The organism is Streptomyces sp. NPDC111507 (genome assembly GCF_055638955.1).
Genome location: NZ_JBVKBU010000025.1, coordinates 1 through 22,689 on the forward strand (window position 1 = coordinate 1; position 22,689 = coordinate 22,689).

The 22,689-nt window shown below is 68.6% G+C and carries 17 protein-coding genes and 4 pseudogenes; 9 read left to right on the forward strand and 12 right to left on the reverse strand.

Going from position 1 to position 22,689, the window contains the following annotated elements; translation table 11 throughout:
- Positions 1-518 precede the first annotated feature (518 nt).
- The 3 genes from ACZ7M2_RS48185 (at position 519) to ACZ7M2_RS48195 (ending at position 5,464) form a co-directional block, all read left to right on the forward strand.
- The gene (locus ACZ7M2_RS48185) at positions 519-926 is read left to right on the forward strand and encodes a hypothetical protein (protein WP_471600681.1); all 408 of its coding nucleotides are present in this window, start codon (positions 519-521) and stop codon (positions 924-926) included.
- Positions 927-1,157: 231 nt separating this feature from the next.
- On the forward strand, positions 1,158-3,041 hold the full coding sequence (locus ACZ7M2_RS48190; RefSeq protein ID WP_471600746.1) for an ATP-binding cassette domain-containing protein: 1,884 nt from the start codon (positions 1,158-1,160) through the stop codon (positions 3,039-3,041).
- Positions 3,042-3,298: 257 nt separating this feature from the next.
- Complete coding sequence (locus tag ACZ7M2_RS48195; RefSeq protein ID WP_471600682.1) at positions 3,299-5,464, forward strand: DUF8189 domain-containing protein; 2,166 nt, start codon at positions 3,299-3,301, stop codon at positions 5,462-5,464.
- A gap of 149 nt (positions 5,465-5,613) precedes the next feature.
- On the opposite strand, the gene ACZ7M2_RS48200 is transcribed toward ACZ7M2_RS48195, so the two are convergent.
- The 3 genes from ACZ7M2_RS48200 to ACZ7M2_RS48210 all read right to left on the reverse strand — a co-directional run bounded on the left by ACZ7M2_RS48200 (position 5,614) and on the right by ACZ7M2_RS48210 (position 9,229).
- Positions 5,614-5,898 carry a hypothetical protein gene (locus tag ACZ7M2_RS48200; protein ID WP_471600683.1) on the reverse strand — a complete coding sequence of 95 codons (285 nt, stop codon included), beginning with the start codon at positions 5,896-5,898 and terminating at the stop codon, positions 5,614-5,616.
- 1,337 nt (positions 5,899-7,235) lie between these two features.
- Positions 7,236-7,631 (reverse strand): DUF3592 domain-containing protein, encoded by a 396-nt coding sequence (locus tag ACZ7M2_RS48205; protein ID WP_471600684.1) that lies wholly within the window; start codon positions 7,629-7,631, stop codon positions 7,236-7,238.
- A 566-nt stretch (positions 7,632-8,197) separates the two neighbouring features.
- Positions 8,198-9,229, reverse strand: a complete 1,032-nt coding sequence (locus ACZ7M2_RS48210) for a hypothetical protein (RefSeq protein WP_471600685.1) — start codon at positions 9,227-9,229, stop codon at positions 8,198-8,200.
- Positions 9,230-9,402: 173 nt separating this feature from the next.
- Between ACZ7M2_RS48210 and ACZ7M2_RS48215 the strand changes: the two are divergent.
- From ACZ7M2_RS48215 to ACZ7M2_RS48225, 3 genes and pseudogenes are all read left to right on the forward strand, one after another.
- Positions 9,403-9,723 (forward strand): annotated as a pseudogene (locus ACZ7M2_RS48215) (transposase); the annotation flags it as partial.
- A 693-nt stretch (positions 9,724-10,416) separates the two neighbouring features.
- Entirely contained in the window at positions 10,417-10,644 is a 228-nt protein-coding gene (locus ACZ7M2_RS48220) for a hypothetical protein (protein ID WP_471600686.1), read from the forward strand.
- A gap of 177 nt (positions 10,645-10,821) precedes the next feature.
- Positions 10,822-11,178 (forward strand): hypothetical protein, encoded by a 357-nt coding sequence (locus ACZ7M2_RS48225; protein ID WP_471600687.1) that lies wholly within the window; start codon positions 10,822-10,824, stop codon positions 11,176-11,178.
- Between the two features lie 185 nt (positions 11,179-11,363).
- Here the strand turns inward: ACZ7M2_RS48225 and ACZ7M2_RS48230 are convergent, their stop codons facing one another.
- Complete coding sequence (locus ACZ7M2_RS48230) at positions 11,364-11,639, reverse strand: hypothetical protein (protein WP_471600688.1); 276 nt, start codon at positions 11,637-11,639, stop codon at positions 11,364-11,366.
- 18 nt (positions 11,640-11,657) lie between these two features.
- Here ACZ7M2_RS48230 and ACZ7M2_RS48235 point away from each other — a divergent pair.
- Positions 11,658-11,849, forward strand: a pseudogene (locus ACZ7M2_RS48235) (SDR family oxidoreductase); the annotation flags it as partial.
- 52 nt (positions 11,850-11,901) lie between these two features.
- On the opposite strand, the gene ACZ7M2_RS48240 reads toward ACZ7M2_RS48235, so the two are convergent.
- From ACZ7M2_RS48240 to ACZ7M2_RS48265, 6 genes and pseudogenes are all read right to left on the reverse strand, one after another.
- Positions 11,902-13,962, reverse strand: a complete 2,061-nt coding sequence (locus ACZ7M2_RS48240; RefSeq protein ID WP_471600689.1) for a glycosyltransferase family 39 protein — start codon at positions 13,960-13,962, stop codon at positions 11,902-11,904.
- A 134-nt stretch (positions 13,963-14,096) separates the two neighbouring features.
- Positions 14,097-14,639 (reverse strand): hypothetical protein, encoded by a 543-nt coding sequence (locus ACZ7M2_RS48245; protein WP_471600690.1) that lies wholly within the window; start codon positions 14,637-14,639, stop codon positions 14,097-14,099.
- A gap of 1 nt (position 14,640) precedes the next feature.
- The gene (locus tag ACZ7M2_RS48250; RefSeq protein ID WP_471600691.1) at positions 14,641-14,967 is read right to left on the reverse strand and encodes a hypothetical protein; all 327 of its coding nucleotides are present in this window, start codon (positions 14,965-14,967) and stop codon (positions 14,641-14,643) included.
- A gap of 26 nt (positions 14,968-14,993) precedes the next feature.
- A pseudogene (locus tag ACZ7M2_RS48255) lies at positions 14,994-15,856 on the reverse strand (DUF3592 domain-containing protein).
- Positions 15,857-15,935: 79 nt separating this feature from the next.
- Entirely contained in the window at positions 15,936-17,030 is a 1,095-nt protein-coding gene (locus tag ACZ7M2_RS48260; RefSeq protein WP_471600692.1) for a hypothetical protein, read from the reverse strand.
- Between the two features lie 240 nt (positions 17,031-17,270).
- Positions 17,271-18,188: pseudogene (locus ACZ7M2_RS48265) on the reverse strand (transposase); the annotation flags it as partial.
- 156 nt (positions 18,189-18,344) lie between these two features.
- Between ACZ7M2_RS48265 and ACZ7M2_RS48270 the strand changes: the two are divergent.
- Together ACZ7M2_RS48270 and ACZ7M2_RS48275 are read left to right on the forward strand one after the other, a co-directional pair.
- Positions 18,345-18,875, forward strand: coding sequence for a GNAT family N-acetyltransferase (locus ACZ7M2_RS48270; RefSeq protein WP_471600693.1), 531 nt, complete (start codon positions 18,345-18,347; stop codon positions 18,873-18,875).
- Between the two features lie 123 nt (positions 18,876-18,998).
- Positions 18,999-19,742 carry a class I SAM-dependent methyltransferase gene (locus tag ACZ7M2_RS48275; protein ID WP_471600694.1) on the forward strand — a complete coding sequence of 248 codons (744 nt, stop codon included), beginning with the start codon at positions 18,999-19,001 and terminating at the stop codon, positions 19,740-19,742.
- A gap of 499 nt (positions 19,743-20,241) precedes the next feature.
- Here the strand turns inward: ACZ7M2_RS48275 and ACZ7M2_RS48280 are convergent, their stop codons facing one another.
- Entirely contained in the window at positions 20,242-20,775 is a 534-nt protein-coding gene (locus tag ACZ7M2_RS48280; RefSeq protein ID WP_471600695.1) for a hypothetical protein, read from the reverse strand.
- Between the two features lie 94 nt (positions 20,776-20,869).
- The gene (locus tag ACZ7M2_RS48285) at positions 20,870-22,132 is read right to left on the reverse strand and encodes an IS701 family transposase (protein ID WP_471600696.1); all 1,263 of its coding nucleotides are present in this window, start codon (positions 22,130-22,132) and stop codon (positions 20,870-20,872) included.
- Positions 22,133-22,689 lie beyond the last annotated feature (557 nt).

Below are 22,689 nucleotides of genomic sequence, written 5' to 3' on the forward strand. Positions count from 1 at the left end.
CCGAATACCGAGCCGAGATGACCGTCCGCTTCATGATCTGGGAACAGGTCACCGGAGTCGCCGGCCTGCCCACCAAGGCCTGAACATCGCCCGGACCCGGACTTCACCACGCCCCGATGCACCGTCAGAGACCCAACACCCAACAACGTGACAACGCCTGAGGGACAACTTCGACCCGACTCTGGAACTCTGCCGGGACCGCGGCATCCCGTACGTCGCGTACCGGCCGCTCGACGCGGGCAACCTTGTACGCGGCCCCGGACTTAAGGCATCCCTTTCCTGGCTGCTTCAGCTCGGCCCGCACATTGCCCCCATCCCCGCAACCAGCCGGCTCAGCCATCTCGCCGAGATCGTGAACGCCGTCGGCACCGGCGGGAGGCCGTGATGTCAGCAGTCACCCAGGCCATCGCCGCTCCCCGAATGAGGGCCCCTACGAGAACTGGCGGCCACCGGTGATCGGCGTCTGTCTTCTGGTGCCGGTCGGAGCGGATTGTCTCGCCGTCGCTGACCTGCGGGGCATGCTCGTGCTGCCTGGCGGGGGTGTGTACGACAGGCAGACGCCGGAGAATGCCGCCCATCGCGTCTTCTCCGGTCCCCCGGGCGGGCTTCGGCTGCTGCGTCGCCTCGCCGTGGACTGGGTACAGACGCGGCGCAGGAAGGTCATCACGCACGTACTGGCGACTGCGCCGATGACCCGCGAAGCCGTCGGACACCTGATCTACCGCGATCCGCGGGCAACAGTGCGTGTGCTGCCCACCATGCGTGTCATCGACGACCTTCCCACTCAGGGACGGCTACGGGTCCTGGTCGGGCTGCAGTCCCTCGCCACCGGCGAGACGGCCTACATCGAAGGAGGCGTTGTACTTCCTTCCGCACCACCAAACCTCACCCAGGAGTGGTGGGGGCAGAGGTGGCCTGGCACATGAAGGCGTGCCGGGCCGCCTCCGTTTCCGTCACCTGCGCAACAAGCCTTGGCGTTTCGGCCAACTCGCGTCGCGTCAAAGGCCGTCCAGCACTGCGACCACGCGTTCGACGCATTGAGATTCCGGGCCCTGCCCTTCGTCCGGAATCGAGCGCGTTCGACTCGCTCCCCGTCTCGTTGAGCCTGACACCGCCGGACCAACCAGGTGCGGCGCGGACCCCGAGGAAGCATGCAGGTGACCGTGACCGACACCTCGCCCAAAGATTCCACCCCACCCCCTCCACCTCCGGCCACCATCAACTTTGAGGGGAAGCACGGCAAGAACCCGCTGGCAGAGGCCAGTTTCGCGAAGATGTGCGGCCGGCTTCCGTCCGTGTTGGGACACACCGCCCGCATGGCCTGGGCCGTGGACCGGCCCGCCGCCATGCTCCTGTTCACCTTCCAGTTCCTCACGGGAGCCGCCGCCACGGTCCTCGCGTTCACCGCGAAGGCCATGACGCATATCCTCGGAGCCGACGCGGTCTCCGAACACCTGCATGCCACCCTGCCCGCTCTCATCGTCGTCACGGCGGCCGCGCCGGTCGGCCGAGTCAGTAGCGCTTTATCCTCCTACGCCGACAGGCGGATCACTCCACTGCTGATGACCGAGGCGGACGTCGCCTTGGTGTCCGCGATGTGCCGCGTCGAAGCCTCCGCATACGGGGAGGACGGCTTCTCCGACCAGCAGGAAGCCGCTGAGGTCGGCGTCACACGCACACGGATGATGGTGCAGGACGCCCAGCGCTTCATGACCGCCGTCGTCCGCATGATCGCCGCGGGCGGCGTCATCACGGCGCTGCACTGGAGGATGCTGCCGCTGCTGCTGCTCGCCGTCCTCCCAGCCGGCATGGGGGCCGTGCTGTCCGCGCGCGTCGACTACGAGACCCACTACGCCAACGTCGGCGACCGCAATGTGCGGGCCATGATGCGCTGGTGGGCCACCTACTCCCGTTACGGCGACGAGGTCCGTGCGAACGGCATGACCAGCTACCTCGTCTACTGGTACCGGGCCCTGTCCGATCGCATCGACGAGCGCACCCTCACCGCCGCACCCCGCATGCTGCGCATCGTCCTTGCGAGCAGCGCCCTCGGCGGGGTGTTCCTGCTCGGTACCTGGGCCACCCTCGCCTGGCTCGCCACCACCGGCCGCGTCGCCCTCCCGGTCGCGGCCACCGCGGTGGTCGCCGTCCAGACCACCCTGGCCGCGCTCTCTCAGTTCGTCATCCACGGCGCCTCGATGTTCCACACCTCGCTGTACCTCGCCGACATGCGTTCCTTCCTCGACATGGTCGCCGAACGAGTCGCCAAGCGCGGGGAGCTGACCATCTCCGAACAGGTAGAGGAGATCCGTCTCGACGAGGTCGTGTATCAGTACCCCGGCACGGAGGAACCCGCCGTCGACGGAGTCTCACTCACCCTGCACCGGGGCGAGATCCTGGCCGTCGTGGGCGAGAACGGCTCGGGCAAATCCACCCTCGCCAAGCTCATCACCGGCATCCTGCTCGCCGACAAAGGTCGTGTCCTGTGGGCCAGCACCGACCTGGCCGACACCCGTCCTGACTCCGTGTGGTCCCGTACGGCCCTCGTCCCGCGAAACTTCGCCTGCTGGCCCCTGCGGGCCCGCGAGAACATCACCCTCGGGCAGCCCAAAACCTTCGACGACGGGCCCGTGTGGGAAGCCGTCGACGCTGTCGGCATGCGGAAGGCGGTCGAGGAACTGCCCAAGCAGCTCGACACCCTGCTCGCCAAAGAACTCTTTGGAGGCGCCGAGCTGTCCCGAGGCCAGTGGCAGCGGCTCGCGTGTGCCAGGGCCTTGTACCGGCAGACCCCGCTGCTGATCCTGGACGAGCCGACCTCGCAGATGGACCCGCGTGGCGAGCACCAGATCTTCCTTGAGATCAAGCCCATCGCCGCCGAGCGCATGACAATCGTCGTGACGCACCAGCTCGAGAACACACGTCTCGCAGACCGGATCCTCGTCATGCGTGACGGCCGCATCATCGAGCAAGGCCGGTACGACGGACTTGCTTACGGGAGCGGCTTGTTCGCTGAACTCCTTGCCCTGGCCAAGGATCGCTGACCGAGAGGCGTCACGGCGGGGCGTCGACCCCGCCGTGCTTCATCACCCGTCGGGACGCCGAACACACCCAACTCATCGATCTCACCGCCAACTTCTCTGCAAAGCACCAGAGTTGGACCTCCGTCCGCCCTCCATTCACCGGCGGCCGCTACCACGGATGATGACCAGGACCGGCGCCCGCCGAATGCGGGCGCGGTCGTCACGGACGCGCCGTGCCGCTAGTCAGTGGAACGGCGCTCCCACGACAGCGGAGACAGATGTACAAGTCGCTCTCACGTCTCGCGGGGCCCGCAGCCGCCATCGCCCTGCTGCCCCTGCTCCTCGGGGCCGGCCCCAGCAGACCCGGCGCCACCACAGCGTCCGCCAGACCGGCCACCGGCATATCGGCCTCGACCCTGTCGGACGCCGTCACCGCGGCCGCCGCCTCCCCGGCCGCCGCCCCCGCGGACCGCGCCAGCCAGCTGGAGATCGTCGCGCACGAGGACGACGACCTGCTGTTCATGAACCCGGACATGGCCGAGAGCCTGCGCAGCGGCGGCCATACGACCACCGTGTACCTCACCGGCGGTGAGGCCTCCACGCCGACGGACACCCGCGACCACCCCGATCCGGTGACCGCCGCGCTCTGCGCGGACCCGAACCTGGACCGCGAGGAGTACATCGGCTGCCGTCAGCGGGGCGTCGAGGCCGCCTACGCGCAGATGTTGGGCGCCTCGGACCCGAACGACCCTGCGCTGTGGCAGCGTTCGCTCATCAGCCTGCCCGACGGCCACCAGGCCGAGAAGTACGCCTGGGCCGACACCAGCCGCGACGTGTCGCTGATCTTCCTCAACCTCCCAGAGGAGGCGGACGTCAACTACAGCGGACAGAGCGCCGGTCCGCTGGAGCAGCTGTGGTACACGCCCGGCACCACGGTCACCTCGCTGGTGCCGGCGGGGAGTCTGCTGGGCGATCAGCGGTACACGTACACCAAGGACCAGTTGACCGAAACCCTGGCCGACCTGATGGTCAAGGCCCAGCCGACCGTCGTACGCATCATGGACACCCACCCCGACGTCCGCTACGACAACAGCGGCGTGGGCGCCAAATGGCACGACCACGCGGACCACGTGATGACCTCGCTGTTCGCCACCCGCGCCTCGGACCTGTACTTCCACGGCTCCGACGCCCACCAGCACGCCCTGGTCGGCTACCGCGGCTACGGCATCGGCGACATGACCCCGAATCTCGACGCCAGCCGCGTCGACGCCAAGACGGACACGTTCCAGGCCTACACGCCCTGGGACATCGATGCCGGCGGTCAGTTCAACGGCTATCTGTCCCGCGAGTACCAGCGCTGGACCCCCGGCACCGACTGGGTCGGGCACAACCAGGACGGCCGGCTCCAGGCGTTCGGCGTGCTCGGCGGCGACCTGTGGACGTGGTGGCAGAAGCCGGCCGGCGGCTGGGGCAAGGCCGACCTCGGCCATCCCGCGGGCCGCAGATTCGAGCCGGGCGTCGCCGTGGGGACGGACAACAGCGGCAGGCTCCAGGTCTTCGCGCTCGGCTTCGACGACAACGCCGACTACACCGCGACCCCGCCGGTACTCTACGGGCTGCGGCAGACCGCGGTGAACGCCGCCTTCGGCTCGTTCACCGACATGGGCAACCCCAACACGGGCAGCAGCAGTCTCTCCCCGTACCAGATCGGCGCGCCCGTGGTCGTACCCAACGGCGACGGGCGCCTGCAGGTGATCCTGCGCAACGCGGGCGGCGGTCTGAGCAGCCGCATCGAGGCCACCTCCGATCCGGACGACGGGTTCCGCGCCGGCTGGACCGACCTGGGCGGCGCCGGCCTCCAGGACCAGCCCTCCGCGATCCTCACGCGCGACCGCCGGGTCGAGGTCTTCGCCTCCACCCGGCAGGGCATCCTGCACTGGCAGCAGAACAGCGGCAGCGAGACGCTCATCCGAGAGCCCGACGCGCCCGTGGTCGGCGCGCCCTCCAGCCCGCCGGGCGCCGCGCTCAACCAGGACGGCCGTCTGGAGTTCTTCTACCGCACCGGTGACGGCTCGGTCCAGGTCAGTTACTACAGCGGTTCGGCCTGGCAGAGCGGCCCCTCCACCGGGGGACAGGGCGGCATCGGCATGGTGGCGGCGCTGAGCGCCCCCGCTTCCCCGTCGAACAGCCTGATCTGGGCGCTCGCGCGCAACCGCGGCACCGGCGTCAGCTCCCTGCGTCAGCTCAGCGCGAACCTCGGTTACGACCCGACCAGTTGGACCGACCTGGGCCTCGTCACGACGGGTCCGCCCGCGCTCGCCCGGGACTCCGCCGGCCGCGTCGTCGCCCTGACGCTGGGCACCGACGCCGACCTCTACACGGACACGCAGACCACGTCCGACCCCACTGCCGGGTTCGGTGGCTGGCAGCTGACCGTCGACTGACCGGGACCGCCTCCAGGCGGCCCGGGTCCTGACAGCGCCGCGCGGCCGGGGTCCCCTTCCGACGGGGCCCGGCCGCGTACCGCGGTCTACGCCCACGTCCGACTCCGCCTCCAACACTGGTGGAAGATGCCGCCGAGTCGTTCGCGTCTTCATATGTCGAGACGGGTGATCTGTTGTGGGTCGGTGATCGGCACCGGCAGCGGGTGCAGCGGGCGGGCGTTGGCGACGATCTGATGGGGTCGGTGAGAGTTGGAGAACTCTTCGAACTCCCATAGCGCGTGGAGCAGGTGGGCGTGGTTCCAGATCAAGGTGCGGTCCAGCACCTCACACCGGCAGGTCTGCACCCACCGTTCCATGAGCGAGTACATGCGCGGCATCCGGACGCCGCTGAGCACTACCTCGATCCCCGCGGCGGCGAGGACCACGTCGGACAAGGCGGGGAAACTTCCCATCGCGGTCCCCGATCAGGAACCCGGCCCGGCAGCCCGTGTCTTCGAGATCCATGACGAGGCTCTTCGCGGCTTGCCTCACCCAGGAGACGGTCGAATGAGCGGTGGCGCCCAGGATCCGGATTCGTCGGCCGGCGTGCTCGATCACCGCGCACACATACAGACGCGTCCCGGACAGCGTGACCGTCTCCAGGACGTCGCAGGCCAGCAGGGCGTCGGCCGGAGAACGCAGGAAGCCCGCCCACGTACGGGAAGCGCGTCCCGGCGCCGGGCCCATCCCGGCCGCCTTGAGGACTTCCCCGACGGTGGTGGCGGCGACCTTGATCCCGAGCACAAGGAGCTCGCCGTGGATGCGGCAGTATCCCCAGCCGGGATTCTCTGGGCGAGCCGCAGCACCAAGAGGGGGACGGAGCGTACCGTCCGCGGCCTTCCAGGGCGCTTGGGCCGGGAGACGGCCGCATGACGGCGTGCGATCAGGTCGCGGTGCCAGCGCAGCACCGTGTCCGGACACACCACCAGCCGCACCCCGCGCAGCACTTCGACCGGCAGCCGGCGCAGCAACGCCGCCAGGAACGCACGACCACCCAGGGCGAACCGCACTCTCCCGTGTCCGAGTTGGCGCTCCAGCACGGTGATCCGATGACACAAGGCGAGTATGTCCGCGTCCTTGTCCCAGTCACTCATCGCCAGCAGGCGCAGCACGCAGCACGCGTTCGAAACGGCCAGGCAAGCCAATCGCAGCAGCACGACCGACCATCATGCCGGGGCAATCACCAGCCGCACGAGAGCACCCGTTCGAGCGCCCGTCCCCGACACCCCCCATAGCCCGCGCGGCAGCCCCCACCAGGGTGGATGACTTTTTCGGCAGGCGCAACATCTGCCGAACGGAAGTACCGCACTCACGCAGACGCTGTCGGCGCCGCTCGCTGCGCAGATTACGCAGGTCCTGATTGCGGCCGGTCCAGCAGAGCAGGGCCGCGCAGACACCAGTGAGACCTACACCAGGATTCCTTCTGGCCTCGCCGTCGTGGAAGTTCTGGCAGGTACCACCCGCCACGCCGTCGTGACCCCGGTACGCCTGCGATGAACGCCGATGAGGTCCAGAGTGTGGCCGCCGGCATCAAAATTTCGGGCTTCTTTGGCGTAGTCATCACGCAAGCGCGGCCAGAACCCGCCAGTTGGCCACGCGGTGCGACCATCAGCGCCTTTACCCGTGCTCGTCCGGCTCGGTGGGGTCGTCGGGAGAACCAGGGCGTGTCCGATGGGTCTCGTGACGGGTCTGGCGGTGGATCCGCTGGCGAGAACGAGGAGGGAGAACAAGCTCAGCGCGTGAGCAGGCACCCAGCCGCGACGCCGAGGAAGATCATGGCTCCGAAGAACAGGCCGACGATCTGATGTAGGCGGTACTTCCAGGTGAACACCCGTGCGCTTTTCGGCTTTTCGGGCAGGTAGGCGACCGGTACATGGGTTCCGAGGTCCAGCCCCGTCGCCGTCGTGGGTGGCCGGAACCTGACGGGCCGGCCCTGCCGGTCGAAAAACTCGATGACGGGCGTCGAACAATCGTCCCCGGGCTCATGCTCCTGGTCCACCACCACCCCCTCGGCGCGCGACCCGTAGCGGCTCAGCCGCATCTGCAACCGTGCCTCCCGCGCACTGGCCGACAGACCCACCAGGCCCACCAATACGGCCAGCCCGATACCGATCGTTTCACCCGTCATCCGTCCCCTGCTCTCCCTCGCACAGCGCCCGCCTGGCACGGGCCGCGCATCAGGAGGACGCGGCACGCAACCCGATGGTTCACGAAGGTGCGCGGGCACACCAGCTCCTCGGGCTGACGTGGTCGCGGCTCGGGCCACGGAGGGCCGATTGTCGCCTTCGCCGTCGGGCACGCGGCTGCCGCCCCTGATGAGCCTTCGCTGAGTCGAGCCGGTCAACTGAGTCAGTGCAGTCAACTGACCAGGCACGGCAGGCTCGCCGACCCATCGGACAGGCCCCAGGTGTCGGTGACGTCGATCTCGAACAAGCCTGGGGTGTCGTCGATGTGGATTTTGGACTGTTTGGGGACCTGATGAAGCTCCAGTGCTGCCGGAGTAATGGCGGCTGACTTTGTTCACGGGTTTGGGCAGCGGCTGCTCAGTGCTTTGGGAGGCACCTGGACTGTGCCGTGTTCGATGCTCACGGGAGACGACAGCACTCGGCGGTCAGCCACGGCTGCGCCAATCAAACGACGCAGCCCGACGGAACGGTTTCGCTCAAGTAGGTGCACTGGTCATGACCGAGTGACCTACTGGATGCTCCAGCGATGCGGGTGGTTGGGCTCTTCGGGGCAGACGAAGATGTTGAGTTCGCCCCAGCGTCCCACGGTGACCTCGGTCGGCCCGGCGGACAGGTGCGTGGGCAGGTCCTGGTCTTCCAACGGCTTCCAGCTGCCGCTGCCGCCGTCCCACTCAGAGCTGTCGATGGTCAGCAGCAGGTGCATCGGTGCCGCGCACGTCCGGCAGTTCATGGGGGACGGGTCGGTCGTGTGCCAGGAGGCGAATCCGCCGGCCCTCCAGCCTGGTGGGATGGACAGGTCGTACTGATAGCCCGCCGGCGATGCCGCATCTTCGTCCGTCGACTGCTCGGCCTGCTCCTCCAGGGCCTCTTCCCAGGCGTCGATCCGGGCGCACAGGTCCATCGGCAGGAGACCCGCGAATGGGTAGGTGACCACCTGCTCCGGATGCAGCACACAGGGCTCGGGCACGTACCCCTCGAAGCCGACGACCTGCGGTTGCGGCGGTGACGCCAGTACCGCGGTGACCTCCCGCGACCGGCGCCAGCGCAGGTCGATCAGCATGCCGTAGCCGGTCGGGCCGTGTGCGTCGAAGGGGCACCAGAACACCTGGAGCAGATCGCAGTCAGCCGGCCCGGCCGACAGGTCGGGGATGTCCCGCCTGTATAGCTGCGCAAGGCCGATCAGCGGCAGGGGGCCGTTCGCAGCAGCTTCTTGAACTCGGTGTTTGTGGTCCAGTTGCTCCAGCAGCTGCCGTTCCTCGTCCGTGGGGCCGGGGTTCGGTTCACGGAGCCATGCGGAAGCCAGGATCTGCCGCTGCCGGTGGATGTCCGCCGGGCGTCGGCCACGCGCATGGCCGTGAGGCTCGGTGCACACCGGCCAGGGTTCGTCCGCCGGCCACAGCAGCGGACCGCCCACGGAACTGTCCACCACATCCGGTCGGCCCGGGCGCGGATGGAGCCGGGTGGTGGTCCCTCGGTAGGCCGCCAGCTCCGGGAACAGCGCCTCGACATCGAGCGGGCGCGGTGGTGTGGTCCTCGACATGCACGGGCACTTTAGACGGCTGCACACCGCCATGATTCGGCGCCCCCGAGGACAACCACCTCCACTGTGGGGTGCGGGCGGAATCTGCCGGTCCGCGGTTGTTGATCTGGTGATGTGACCGGGCGAGCGAACGCAAGCCGTATCCGAGTGACTTATCGGACGAGCAGTGGTCGCTGATCGAGCCGGTGATCACAGCGTAGGAGGACCGGCACCGCTCGGTCAGCGGCTACCAGGGCGCCTACGACATGCGGGAGATCGTGAACGTGATCCTCTACCAGGGGCGGACCGGCTGCCAGTGGGCCTATCTCCCGTACGACCTGCCGCAGAAGAGCGCCACGTACTACTACGCCGCCTGGCGGGACGACGGAACCGACCAGGTCATCGGTGAACTCCTGCGCTGCCAGGTCCGTGAACGCGCCCGCCGATTAGAGGACCCGACCGTGGTGGTCCTGGACACCCAGAGTGTCCACGCGGCCGCCGGGGTCCCCGCCGCGCAGCGCATCGAACGCCACAACCTCCTCGGCGGGCTCATCCACGAGTACCGCAACACCCGGTAACGAAGATCACGTCCTGGCGCGAGAACGTCCGGGTCAGAGCATGTACGAGCCCCCTCAACCTTCGCCGGCGTCGTCTGAAGGCCCAGCTCCACCGTGATCTCCTTGGCCTTCAGCGGTCCTTGGCCCGTCGGCTGCCGCTCGTCGAGCACGTCCAGGATCCGCTGGTAGGCCAGCGCCAGCACCGTCACCAGCAATCCTTCGCGCCAAGGTGGCACGATCGAGCCCGGCACGGGCGCGGGCGAGGGCGCAGTTTCCTGCTCCGTCTCGGCCCCGGTCACGGCGGTGGTCTCGGCAGCCGAGGCGGCCAGGGCCTCGACCAGCTCTTCCCGCGCGATCACCCGCCGGTCCAGCTCGACCTCGGCGGCCTCCAACACCTCAGCCAACCGGGCGGCTTCCTCCCGCAGTCCTTCCACCCGCACACGGGCAGATGTCTCCCGCTCCTCCAGCATTCCCAGCACCGACGCCCTCGCGCACCCCTCGCTCATGGAGCGGAAACAAGACGCCGGATGCCTCCCTCATTCCGAGCTAGACCATGCCTGACCAGCAGAAATCAAGCGATCATGTTCGGTTGAGATACGGCTTCTCAGGCTTCAACCTCAATAGTTCGGAGAAGCCTGCATCCGTCGTCCGATGCTCCGGATCGACCCGGCACAGCGACGGCGTCTGGAAGAGATCATCCGCAACCTCACTGCCCGCATCGACGAAGCGCGCGCCAACGGCTGGCTCGGCGAGGTCCAAGGTCTCCAAGTCAGCGCCGAGGCCGCACGCAACAAGCTCGCCTCGCTCGACCGTCTGGTCCGATACCGGCCGCGGGCCTCGGTCGACCTCGGCATGCCGATCATCCCCGGGGAGCGCTGATGAACACAGCGCCCAGCATAGGACCACCTTTCACCTGCTCCGGAACAGCCTCTTGCTCAAGCCGGAGTCGCAATCACGGAACCGCTCAAGCAACTCACGGGCAGGAGGGCTGTCCGGATCAAAGCTGTGGATCCCCGCCTGAGCAGCGGGGACGCCCGGACCCCACAGACGGGCGCCATGGCATCGGAAGCAGAAGGCGACCTGGAAGAGCAGGTCCGTGGCACTGTGAGCTCTGATGCCCCAGCCCGGGATGAAGCATCGATGCAGTTCGCTGCCCGGCAGGTCCTTGATCAGTGCCAGGACCTCATTCACCCGGGTCTTCTCCCAGATCGCGACATCGTCGCCAACCAAGTGCTCCGCAAGGAGATGTCGCATCGGGTCAGTGATTCGGACAACCTCGATCAGCTCGGTCTTCTCATGGGCAAGCGGCAGCGGCATGGGATCTCTGCTCAAGACTCCGTACGCCAGGCGCGACTATCCCGCGCGATCACTGGCATCCGTAGTCCGGAAAAGTACGGCCTGCGCGTGGTGTGACTTCTACAGCACCAAGAACTCCAGCAAGGGCCAGCTCCTGGAGGCGAAAGACAACCTCCAGCACATGCGCGCCACCATCCCTCTTACGGACGACGAGCAAGCCGATGTCGAGGACGGCCAAGCCGCACTGAAAAGGCTGCTGGAGCCCTCGCAGACATTCCCACTGCGCCCGGCGCGGCACCAGGTCAGCTCCTGCCGATCATCGGAGTGAGGAACAGGGATACGCCGCGCCCCTGACCGCCTGCCACTGAACGGGGCATGACGTTCCGATCCAGCGCCATCTGCTTCACGGCCTGCGGGAGTTCGGAAGGTTTTACAACGGCTATCGGCCCCATCAGGGCATCGCGAACGCCGCCCCACTGCGCCCGCTGCCCGCATCCCTCGTCGATCCGGAGGAGATCATCCGCCTCGACATCCGTCGACACGAACAGCTCGGCGGCACCTTGCACGAGTGCCAACATGCGGCGCGGGCAGCGTGGATGGGGTTTACGACAAGCGCAGGGGTGCTGATGCTGACCAGGGCGCTGGCCACCGACTTCGACGCCGACGGCATCCGGGTCAACTGCGTGGCCCCGAGCATCGTCGACACACCGATGTCCCGCGGAGACCTCGGGCTCACCGAGAAGGGCTTCGAAGGGCAGCCCTTCCCGGTGCACCGGCCCGAGGAGATCGCGGCGGCGGCTATCTCGCCTCGGACCTGGCACGGGGTGTCAACGGCACGACTCAGGTGCTGGACTTCGGCGCCCTGGCCCGGTCCGCCTTCCCCGCGTGATGGTGGTGTTGTGCCTGTGCCTTGTGCGGGGCGGGCGGCTTCGAGCAGTCGTAGAGAGGGAACGTCTGGCCGGGTACCCAGGCACAATGGCCGCGTACCCAGGCGGCGTTGACGGTGCCGGGGTCGGTGGCGGCGCCGCCCAGGACGACGTAGCGCACCTTCCCGGTGGCGATCAGGTGGTGGAAGCCGGCGGCGGTGGGGGTCGGGACGGCGCCGGTGAAGCCGCCCATGGGGAGGACCGGGGCGCCGGCGTAGAGGATGTAGGGGGAGGCGGCGCGCCAGCTGGTCGTCGCGAAGACGAAGGTGGCGCGGCCCTGGCGGGCCCGGGTGTACTCCAGGAGACGCTGCTCCTGGCGAGTGAGCCCCTCGTGGCCGGTGCCCTTGAACGTCGAGCGGACCGGGGCGGTCTTGCCCTGGGAGGAGGACCAGGTGGCCCTGTCGCGGTACTTGCTGCCGTGCCGTACGAAGACGGGGCCGGCCGCGCCCATGCCTGAGTGGCCGTACTGGGTGGTGAGGACCGAGGACGCCCAGGCGGCGGACGGCAGCAGCATCGCGGCGATGCCGAGCCCGACGCCCAGCACCGCGGCCCGGGCCGGCATCCCGGCGCGGACGCGGGAGAGGATCAGCAGCGCGAGCGCGCCGGCTCCGAGGACGAACGCGGTGGGCGCCAGCCAGGGCAGGAACGCCGGGAACTGGTAGGCGACGAACGCCGACCACACGACCGTGCACCCGACAGCCGTCGGCAGCGCCCACAGCCGGGCCCGGTCGCCACGCCGCCAGGCCCGCCAGAACTGCACCATTCCGCCGCCGAACAGCGCGGCGATCGGAACGCCCACCACACCCATGTAGTACGTGTGCGCGCCGACCGCGCCGGCGCTGAACACCAGGAAGTAGGTGGCCAGCCACACCGTCCAGAACAGGAAGCCCGCCCGCAGCGGATCCGTGCGCGGCCGGCCCCGCAGCCACACCAGACCGCATACGGCGGCGAGCGCGGCCATCGGATAGAGCCAGCCGATCTGGGTGGTGAGCGAGGGCCCGAACATCTTGGCCCACTCGGTGAGGGTCTGTCCGGTGTGAGGCACCGGATCGGTTCCGGCCATGCTCTGCGCCGCGACGCTTCCGGTGGACTTCGCGCTGACGCCGAGGCTGGAGAAACGGGTGAGGAAGTTGTAGCCGACGACCTGGCTGAACGCGGAGTTGTCCGTCGTACCGTCGACGAACGGCCGGTCCTGCGCCGGGGTCAGGGTCACCAGCAGCACCCAGGACGCCGACACCGCGAGGCAGGTCGCGCCCGCCGCCGCCAGATGCGCGAGGCGGCGGCGCAGTGTCACGGGGGCCGACACGGCGTAGAGCAGGGCGAACGCCGGGAGGATCGCCCAGGCCTCCAGCATCTTGGCCTGGAAGCTGAGGCCGATCCAGGCCCCGGCCGCGAGCAGCGGGCGCAGCCGGCCCTCACGGGCCGCCCGCAGGCCGGCGTTCGCGGCGAGCAGCACGCACAGGGTGAACAGCGGGTCCTCGACCTCGGTGCGGAACAGTCCGGCGATCGCCGGGGTGAGCACGAAGGCGCCCGCGGCGAGCAGGGCCGCGCTCTCCCCGGCCCAGCGGCGCACCGCGCGGTGCAGTACGACGACGCCGAGCACGCCTTCGATCACCTGGGGCAGGGTCAGCGCCCAAGGTCGGAAGCCGAAGATCCGCGCGGACAGGGCCTGCGGCCACAGGAAGCCCGGCAGCTTGTCGATGGTGATCGTGTTGCCCGGGTCGAACGAGCCGAAGAGAAAGCCTTTCCAGCTCTGCGTCATGCTGCGCGCGGTCTCCGAGTAGAACGCGTGATAGCCGCTGTTCTGGATGCCCCAGCTGAACAGCACGACCGCCGCCAGCAGGATCGCCCAGTACGCGACCCGCGCCCAGCCGGGTCGGCTCGCCACGCCCCGTCCGGCCCCTGAGCTGCGGCTGAGCAGCCGCACGCCTATCGGCGGGGCCGAGGCGATGGTTTCCGCGGTGGTGCCGGCCATGGACAAACCCTCCCAAGTGCAACGCGCTGTCGAAGTGCTAGATAGCCGCGACGGCAATCTGGATGCTTCGAAAAAGTTGTCATTTGGGTGAGAATCAGGTGGCCGCGTTGACCTGTAGGTCGGGTCCGTCGGTGTCAGGTGCCTTGTCGCGGGTGCGGGACGGCAGTGCGCGCACGGCCGGTACTCGTTCCAGCTCCCCGAGCTGCCCGGCGGACTGCGCCCGCTGCGGGAACCGGACGCCGCCGACGACGAGTAGGCCAGGGCCGCGGCCGGCGCCGACGGGCGTCCACCGCGGCCTCGGAAGTGCCGGGCCCCGGTCGAGGGCTATCGCTGCGCGGCTCGTACGGGCTGATCTCCTCGTGCTGGTCGGCCAGGTGGGCGAGTTCGGTGAAGAAGGCGCGGTAGAGGGGCTCGTCGGCGGTCGGGATCTCGTGCCTGAAGAACATGGGTCCGGCGCCCGGCACGCTCCCGTAGATCGGTTCGCCCAGGTCTTCGGCGATGCCGAAGTGCAGCCGGGTCAGACCGCCTCGGCGTGCCTCGGCACGCACCGTCACCCAGGCCAACGGGTACCGGTACGGCCCGATGACGTTACTGCGGCGGAAGACCTCAAGGATCCCGCTGTTGGCCTGGATGTGGACACGCTCGTGCTGGAAGACCTTCGGCTCCGCCGGATCCATGTCAGACCACCCTCCGGTCGGCGAGCGCAGCCACCTCGGTGAAGTACGCGCGGAACAACGGCTCGTCACCGTGCGGCACCCGGAACGCGGGCGAGGTGCTGTACCAGAAGGCGGCCTGGTCGGTGCCGTAGAGCGCGGCGTTCGGATCGCGTACGGAACCGATGGACAACTTGCCGGGCTGGTTGGGCTTCTTGTAATGCACCAGCGCCCCGAGCCACCGCAGCGGCACCCGGAAGGTGTTAGCGGGACTGGCCAGGTAGAACAGTTCGAATACTCCCCGGTCCACCCGCAGATGAAGGTCCTCGTAGTCGAACGTCAGCGGATCCATGGCGAGAAGATAGCCCGGCTCCCGCGTCACAGCGCGACCACCCCCACCACGGCCGCCGCCGCCACGACCAGAACACCCACGACGTTGACGGCCATGTCCCGCTTCCAGGACCGGCGTTCGGCCTCAACGTCCAGGACGAAGACCGCCGGGTCGTCGGGGCGTAGTGGATCGTGACGTCCAGGCCCCGCGATCCGGCGGGGTCCGGCAGCCCGGACTCGCAGTAGGCCGTGACGACCCTGCCGTCGAGGGTAGTGAAGGTGACGACCGGTACCAGGTGGGTGCAGGTGTGGCCGTCATCGGAGTCGACGGTGACGCTCTTGAGCACGGCGACGACACGGCCGGGTACGGCGGCCATGGCGGCCAGCGCGTCGATACGGCGATTCCTGTCGCGGACGTTCCCGGGCAGGTGGTACGCGCCAGAGAGGGCCCAGGGTCCGCAGAAGCCGAGCAGCGCCCACGGCCAGCCCCAGTCGATCGCGGCAACGGCGACCAGACCGGCGTAGACGAGGAAGAGCGCGAAGGTCGGCCGGCCGAGTCCGTGCCCGCCTTCGGAGAGGTGATTGGCGAACCGGAAGGCGTGGGGCCTGCCGCGCGGGTAGTGGACCCCGGTCTCCCGGCCCGTCCAGGCCACGCTGATCCTCTCGCCGCGCTCACCGTCGTTGGTGACGGTGAACTCCTGCCCGGTGGCCGGGTCCTGGAAGGAGACGACCACGGCTATCCCGTCCTTCGGGGAGATTCCGTGCCGAGGCTCATCCACCCGCTCGATCCGCCCCTTCGCCCAGACCGTCCGCTGCGCCCGGGTCATTCCGGCCAGCGACCTCCCGTATCCGACCAGCGCCACCGCACCGAACACGCCACACCACAGCACCAGATATCCGTGCCAGCCCATCCGTCTTTCCTCCTGCCACTTCGGGGACGGCCACCGAGCACACCCCTTGCCGTCCAAAACAGTGCGGTCCCCGGGCACCTCACCGTGCGGGCGTGCGCCGCACCACCTTGCCCTGCCCGTCCGCCTCCAGTGACGCCGTGCCCTCGGCACCGGTCACAACGACCCTGATGATGAGGGAGCCGGTGAGAGAGTCGGCGGTGATCTGCCAGGTCCGCGGGGAGCGGACGCCGAGGTCGGTCGTGGCCTCCTCGACCAGGGCGGGGAAACGGCCGTAGGGCAACACACGGGGGTCGAACCCCGGAGACTGCGTGCCGGCGGGCGAGAACACGACCGACAGCAGGCGCTCCTGCACGACGACGGTGAGCGCCTGGCGTGTGTCCCCACCCTTGGTGAGCGAGCCGAGGGCCCGGGCCAGCTCGCCCTTGTCGAGAAACCACTGGCCCGGGCCCAGGGCGACCGTTCCGGACGCCGACGACACAACCGTGGTCGACGACGTGGAGGAAACGGACGGCCGCGCGGCCGAAGGCGGCTTCGCGGTGTCGTCCCGGTCAAAGAGGTCCGCGCGGAAAAGCAGGACCACGGCGGCCGCGCCGAGCAGCAGGCCGAGGAGCACGACGAAGCCGAAGGCACAGCCCTCCGGGGGCGCGGCCACTCTGGCCGTCCCAGGCACCGAATCGAGGTGGGCCGAGGCCGCCTGGTCCTCCCACTCCGGCGTCGGCCGCTTGACGATGCGCACCCGCGATGGCCGGTCCGGCGGGTACTGGACCACCACGACACCGCGCGGCCGGTAGTCGGGCAGGTCCACGAGGTTGATGTCCTGCGTGATTTCTACCCGGTACGCCGGCCCGTCGTCCGGTACGACGGTGAGCTCGAACCGCACCGGTACCTCGCTCGTCTCGCCCCCGACGGCCTCCCGACTCTCGATCATCGCAAGAGCCGTGCGGGGCACGACCGTTGCCTCCCGGGCACGCCTCGGCATACCGGTGAGGAACAACAGCAGTGCGTAGGCCGCAGGCAGCACCAACCCCGTGACGAACAGCGGTGCGTTCTCGATGATCCCGCCCACGACGAGCGCGGTGAGCGACGTCCCGACCGCGCCACCGGTCAGGAAACCCCGGGCGAGCGCGACGGGCGTGTTGTGCGTGGGCGGAAGCGCACCCGTGCTGATCGTCAATCGGGCGATTGTGCTGGGCTCAGGTGACGGCCGGTAGACCTCAGTATGATCTTCCTGCAGGTCACGGTGGGATCGCCTCGATCGCTTCTTTGAGGTGGTGCAGCACGGCGCTCAGTTCGCCCGGCACCGGAGCGGCCAGTGCCTGCCGAAGCGCTCGCGGAGATACGGGCTGGTGGCGAAGGCGTCTGCCTCAAGTCTCTCTTTTTCGCTCGCGCGTTGGAGTGCGGGCGGCTCATTCCCCATGACGGGGAGTTCGCCGGTGTGGTCGATCCACGCGGAACGGGTGGTCAGGCGAGGGTGGATGCGGTCCCAGGCCATAGCACGGGCGGTGCCGTATCGGTCGGTGACCTGCACGGTTGCCGCGTTGGGCTCGCCCCAGGTCCCCGGCTTGGCGAAGCGGAACTCCTTGCCGTGCTTCGACGGCCGCCCGCCCTGAGGATAGGCCAAGGAGTACTCCTTGAGCGAGGGCGTCGGCCGTCGCATGACGCGGTCGCAGCGCATCCGTCCCAGCACCTCGACCGGGAGGCTGGTAAGGAGGTGGGCCATGCGCGGGGCGTCGAAGCCGATGAGGATGTCGCGGTCGCCGATGTGCCAGCGGTCCATCTCGATCAGGTCCGTGACCACACGGCGGAGCTGGACGGCGGTGACCTCGGCGACATCGTCCTCCGGTCCGAGACGGACGGCGTCCAGGAGCCGGCACCAGGACGTCCGGCCCGATTCGAGGGCGGCGACGAACGAGTACGGCCAGCCGGGGACGAACTGGTCCGAGGACCGTCCGCTGCGGCCGTAGACGTGGCAGAACAGACGGTCCGCGCAGGTCGGCGCGTCAGGGCGGAGCCAGTTGCTGACATCGACCGCCAGGACCAGGCGCCCGTCAGCCGCCCGCGGCATCGGCAGACCGGCCAGCACCTGCCGCAGCCGGGGCACGTCCACGTTCCCGCGGTTCAACGCCTCATACATCGCGCCGTGCCCACGGCGGTGCTCGGCAACCAGCGTGAGGTCCACCGGCGACGTCACCGGACCGTCCGCGCACAGCAACGCGTCGACGATCTCGAACAGTTCGTCCCCGCGCGCGGTCAGGCAGTCGAATAAGTCCTCCCTGAAGCGTGACGCTTGCGCGAACGCTTCCCCGGGAGCGGCATCAGGCAGCAGACTCACCCTCACGGTCTTCGTCTTGATCGGTGCACCTTGGTCGGAGCACATGATCAGACGAAGGCCGTGCTCACGTCCCGGAAACCCCCGCACGGCGATCATGTTCGATACACCGTTCGAGGCCAGCTGCACTGGGCGATCCCGGGGCAGAATGAGGTCGCTATGGACACGCATACCTTCCAACTCACCGTTCATGGCCTGGTACTTCGCCAATGGACGAGTGACGACCTCGATGTCATGCAAGAGCTGTTCGACGACCCCGATGTCGCTTATCGGACGCCCTTGGAGTCGCCGTTCGACCAGACCGCCGCGCTGCGATACCTGCACAGCGCGCAACAAGCCCGACGCGGGAACGAGCGGATCCACCTGGCCATCACCACCGACGGGCAACAGGCCCTGGGAGAAGTCCTCCTCAACCAGGGCACGGGCAGCATCGGCTACATCGTGGGCGCCGCCCACCGGGGACAGCGGCTGGCAGTGCGCGCTGTCCAGGCAGTGACCGAGTACGCGCACACCAGCGCCGCCCTGCCGCGGGTGATCCTGGAGATCGAACCCGACAACCACCACAGCATCGCGGTCGCGCGATCCGCCGGCTTCCGCCCCGCCAACTCGGCATCCGAGACCGTCACCGACAAGGGCCGGACCTACGAACTACTCACCTGGGAGCATCACCCGATAGCCAGCCGAGGTTAAAAGACAAGCTCAGAAGCTGTTCCCGATGCCCGCATGACAACGACTGGCTCTTCCTGATCCTTCCTCAGAGCAGTGCGAAAAACTCGCTGGACATCGCATGGGCCAGCGGCGAGCGTTGACGGAATGCAGCAGGAGAAGATCTGGGACGCCGATGCCGCCCAGCGCTATGACACGCCCGGCTCCGGCATGTTCGCGCCCGAGGTCTTGGGGCCGACCGTGGACCGTCTCGCCCAGATCGCCGAGGACGGAGCAGCGCTTGAGTTCGCCATCGGGACCGGCCGAGTAGCGGTCCCGCTTGCCGGGCGAGGAGTCTCTGTCACCGGCATCGAACTGTCGCTCCCGATGGTGGAGCAACTGCGAGCCAAGGCAGATGAAGCAACGATCCCGGTGATCATTGGTGACATGGCGACCACCGTCGCCCCCGGGAAGTACACCCTCATCTACCTCGTCTACAACACGATCTCCAACCTGCTCACCCAGGATGAGCAGGTCCAGTGCTTCCGCAACGCTGCCCGCCACCTCACGCCTGGTGGTCGGTTCGTGATTGAGCTCTGGGTACCCGAGTTGCGCAAGCTCCCACCGGGCCAAACGGCCACCGTCTGGCAGTCCGAACCCGGCTACATCGGGTTGGACACCTACGACGTCCTGCGCCAGCACGTGGTATCGCACCACTTCCGTTTCGATGAGACTGAGCAGGCACGGTTGTTCCGGAGTCCTCATCGCTATATCTGGCCGGCCGAACTCGACCTTATGGCCCAGCTGGCCGGATTCGAACTGGAGACCAGACATGCAGACTGGGCCGGCGCCGCATTCACCGCCGAGTCGCGTTCTCACGTCTCCGTCTACCGAATCCCGACAGCACAGTAGCTCCGCATGGCCGGGACAGATGCCGCGTCTCTGACCTTGCTCCATGTCGGCGTCGTGGTGAGGCAGGGCCCGTCCCTGCATGCTCTTCCTCTGGCGTCCTCGTAATTTGGTAGGCCGGAGGGTTCGCTGACGCCGGGATTCTGACGGTCTCCGCCCTTTCGTACGGTGGCCGCATGCGCAGGGACAAGGTGCCCCGTCTGAGGCTGCTCGTGGTCACGGACGACGACACGGGGCCGAGGCTGTGCCGGGGGTGTAGTGGTCCGCTGATGCCGTTGGTGAAGGCGTCGGCGGTGTTCTGCCCTCGCAAGATCACCTCATGGATCATGCGGCCCCGCGAAACCCTCACCGAAAGCCAGGCCGGAGGCTGCAGGACGTCCGGCTCGCCTGCCCGGACATCACTCAGGCCCGCGACCTCGCCCGCACGTTCGCCGATCTCGTCCGTCACCGGCGCGGACACCTACTGCTGGCGTGGATCCGCCAGGCCGAACACGACGCCCCGTCAGGTACAGGGCCAGTTCTGGCTGTCTGTCACCTCGCGCGCGATGCGACGCCACTGCTCTTCCCCGCCGGGCAGGGGCCAGGCCCGGGTCGGCTGTTCCGCGGTGTTCAGGTCGTGCAGGACGCGGACGAGTTGTGGGCCGGCGGTGGCGGCGCCGTCCGGGACGGCGAGGCCGTGGATGGCGCGGAGTTCGGCGAAGCGTGCCAGTTCGTCCTCGTAGAAGCCCACGGCTTCCTCGGTGCGCGTGGCCAGGTCATCGCGCGGGACCGTGCGGTGCAGTTGCAGCAGCGGAGGCTCGACGGATTCGGCGACTGCCGCGGCGAACCGAGCGTGACCGTCCAGGATCAGATGGCAGTCCAGGCCACTGACCCACCACAACAGGACGGGTGGGAGTGTCCCTTCACGGGCTTGCTTGCGGTACGCCTTGACCCGGCTGTCGTCGGCATCGGGCATCGGCCGCAGCGGCAGGACCTCCCACGAATGAGCATGGAGGAACCAGTCGATGTAACCGTTTGGATGGCCGTCGACGAGCATCGAGCTCCAGTATTCGGCGTGCGAGGCGTCGACGTGGCGCCAGCGCCGGAGCGGGCTCTCGCAGTCTGCAGCTCGCGGACGACCTGGTAGAGGCTCAGGCCGGTGCCGCGTCTTTGGGGGGCGGGGCCAGTCGTTGCAGGGTGCAGAAGGCGTGCGCGACCGAGACGAGGGTGACGTGGTGGTGCCAGCCGCCCCAGGTCCGGCCCTCGAAGTGGGCAAGTCCCAGGGCCTGTTTCATCTCCCGGTAGTCGTGTTCGATGCGCCAGCGGAGCTTGGCGAGGCGGACCAGTGTGGTCAGGGGCATGCCGGAGGGCAGGTCGGACAGCCAGAACTGCACCGGCTCGCTCTCGCCGGCGGGCCACTCGGCCAGCAGCCAGCAGACGGGCAGTTCAGGGCCGTCGGTGGCCTGGCGGACCTCGCGTCCGGCAGACCGGACACGCAGGGCCACGAAGCGGGAGTACATCCGCTTGCGGCCCGAGCGGCCGGTGCCGGGCCGGGAGCCCTCCCGCCACTGCACCGGCCTGGCCGCCTTCCGCCCCGCCGCGATGACCAGCTCCTTCACCGACCGCGGCTTGTCGGGATACTTCGCCACCGGCGGGCGTGTCCCCGAGTACGGCTCGGCCACCAATGCCGCGTCGGCGGGCTGGGCAGAGAGCGTGGTGGAGATCCCCACCACGTAGTTCAGGCCGCGGGCCTGCAGTCCGTGCCGGAAGGCGGCGGCATCACCGTATCCGGCGTCCGCGACGGCCAGCGGCACCTCGATGCCCCAGGAGCGGGTCTCATCGAGCATGTCCAGGGCGAGCTGCCACTTCTCCACATGCCCGACATCGTCCGGGATGCCGCAGGCGGCACGTCGGGCGATCTTGTCCGCGTCGGCCTTGGGTGAGGCGGGATCCCATGTCTGCGGCAGAAACAGCCGCCAGTTGACCGTCGCCGAGGCGGTCTCGGACGCGAGGTGGAGCGAGACGCCGACCTGGCAGTTGGTGACCTTGCCCGCGGTGCCGGTGTACTGCCGCGACACGCACGCAGAGGCAGTCCCGTCCTTCAGGAACCCGGTGTCGTCGAAGACCAGGGCCTTGGGTCCGATCGCCTCCTCCATCCGCCAGGAGAGCCGGGCCCGGATGTGGGCCGGGTCCCAGGGGCTGGTGGTGATGAAGTTGGCCAGTGCCTGACGATTGCCGTCCTCCCCGAGCCGGGCTGCCATCGGCTCGACCGATTTACGCTGCCCGTCGGTCAGCAGCCCGCGCAGGTAGACCTGCCCCCACCGGCGCTGATCCTTGCGCGCGAACGGCTCGAACACCTCCGCCGCGAACGCCTCCAACTCACCACGCACCACAGCAATCTCGTCCGGAGTCACACACTCTCAACGCGCCACACCGGGCCCTCAGGACACGCACCACCACAACCGACCTGACCAAGCCCTACTAGTGTCCTGCGCCAGTAGTTGCTCGCTAGTAGTTGTGTGACTTCTGCTGCTGGTGCGTCAGTTCCTCGTCGGGGCCCAAAGCTGGAACCGTTGCTGCTGTCTGATGACGAGCGGGCGGTGGTGGAGCGGTGGGCGCGTCGGGCGGCATCGGCCCGGGCACTGGCCCTGCGGGCGCGGAATGTCCTGGCGTGTGCGGGGCCGGAAGTACCGCCGATCGTCGCGGTTGCCCGGGATCTGCGGGTGACCGCTGAGCGCTCGCGGACAGCGGCATCATCCCTTTCCCGCTGCGCACAACCCGGACAAGGCCGGACCCCAAGTCCGCCTCGCTTCCTCCGTCCCTCCCGAATGGGGCGAGTGGGCGTTGCGGTGGCGCAAGCTCGTAACGCACGAACCCGGCACCGTCCGATGTTCTCCGTCACAGTGGCGTCCTCATCGGAGAGGCCGGCGTCCCCGCCCCGGCGGCAAGCAACCCGTTCCGGCAGGTCGAC

Excerpts from the sequence above, each read along its gene's own strand:
- ACZ7M2_RS48250 (WP_471600691.1), bottom strand. The coding sequence starts at position 14,967 with ATGGATCCGCTGACGTTCGACTACGAGGACCTTCATCTGCGGGTGGAC.
- ACZ7M2_RS48205 (WP_471600684.1), bottom strand. The coding sequence starts at position 7,631 with ATGACGGGTGAAACGATCGGTATCGGGCTGGCCGTATTGGTGGGCCTG.
- ACZ7M2_RS48185 (WP_471600681.1), top strand. The coding sequence starts at position 519 with ATGCTCGTGCTGCCTGGCGGGGGTGTGTACGACAGGCAGACGCCGGAG.
- ACZ7M2_RS48220 (WP_471600686.1), top strand. The coding sequence starts at position 10,417 with ATGCTCCGGATCGACCCGGCACAGCGACGGCGTCTGGAAGAGATCATC.
- ACZ7M2_RS48230 (WP_471600688.1), bottom strand. The coding sequence starts at position 11,639 with ATGTTGGCACTCGTGCAAGGTGCCGCCGAGCTGTTCGTGTCGACGGAT.
- ACZ7M2_RS48275 (WP_471600694.1), top strand. The coding sequence starts at position 18,999 with ATGCAGCAGGAGAAGATCTGGGACGCCGATGCCGCCCAGCGCTATGAC.
- ACZ7M2_RS48245 (WP_471600690.1), bottom strand. The coding sequence starts at position 14,639 with ATGGATCCGGCGGAGCCGAAGGTCTTCCAGCACGAGCGTGTCCACATC.
- ACZ7M2_RS48280 (WP_471600695.1), bottom strand. The coding sequence starts at position 20,775 with ATGCTCGTCGACGGCCATCCAAACGGTTACATCGACTGGTTCCTCCAT.
- ACZ7M2_RS48240 (WP_471600689.1), bottom strand. The coding sequence starts at position 13,962 with ATGGCCGGCACCACCGCGGAAACCATCGCCTCGGCCCCGCCGATAGGC.
- ACZ7M2_RS48210 (WP_471600685.1), bottom strand. The coding sequence starts at position 9,229 with ATGTCGAGGACCACACCACCGCGCCCGCTCGATGTCGAGGCGCTGTTC.
- ACZ7M2_RS48270 (WP_471600693.1), top strand. The coding sequence starts at position 18,345 with ATGGACACGCATACCTTCCAACTCACCGTTCATGGCCTGGTACTTCGC.
- ACZ7M2_RS48195 (WP_471600682.1), top strand. The coding sequence starts at position 3,299 with ATGTACAAGTCGCTCTCACGTCTCGCGGGGCCCGCAGCCGCCATCGCC.
- ACZ7M2_RS48225 (WP_471600687.1), top strand. The coding sequence starts at position 10,822 with ATGGCATCGGAAGCAGAAGGCGACCTGGAAGAGCAGGTCCGTGGCACT.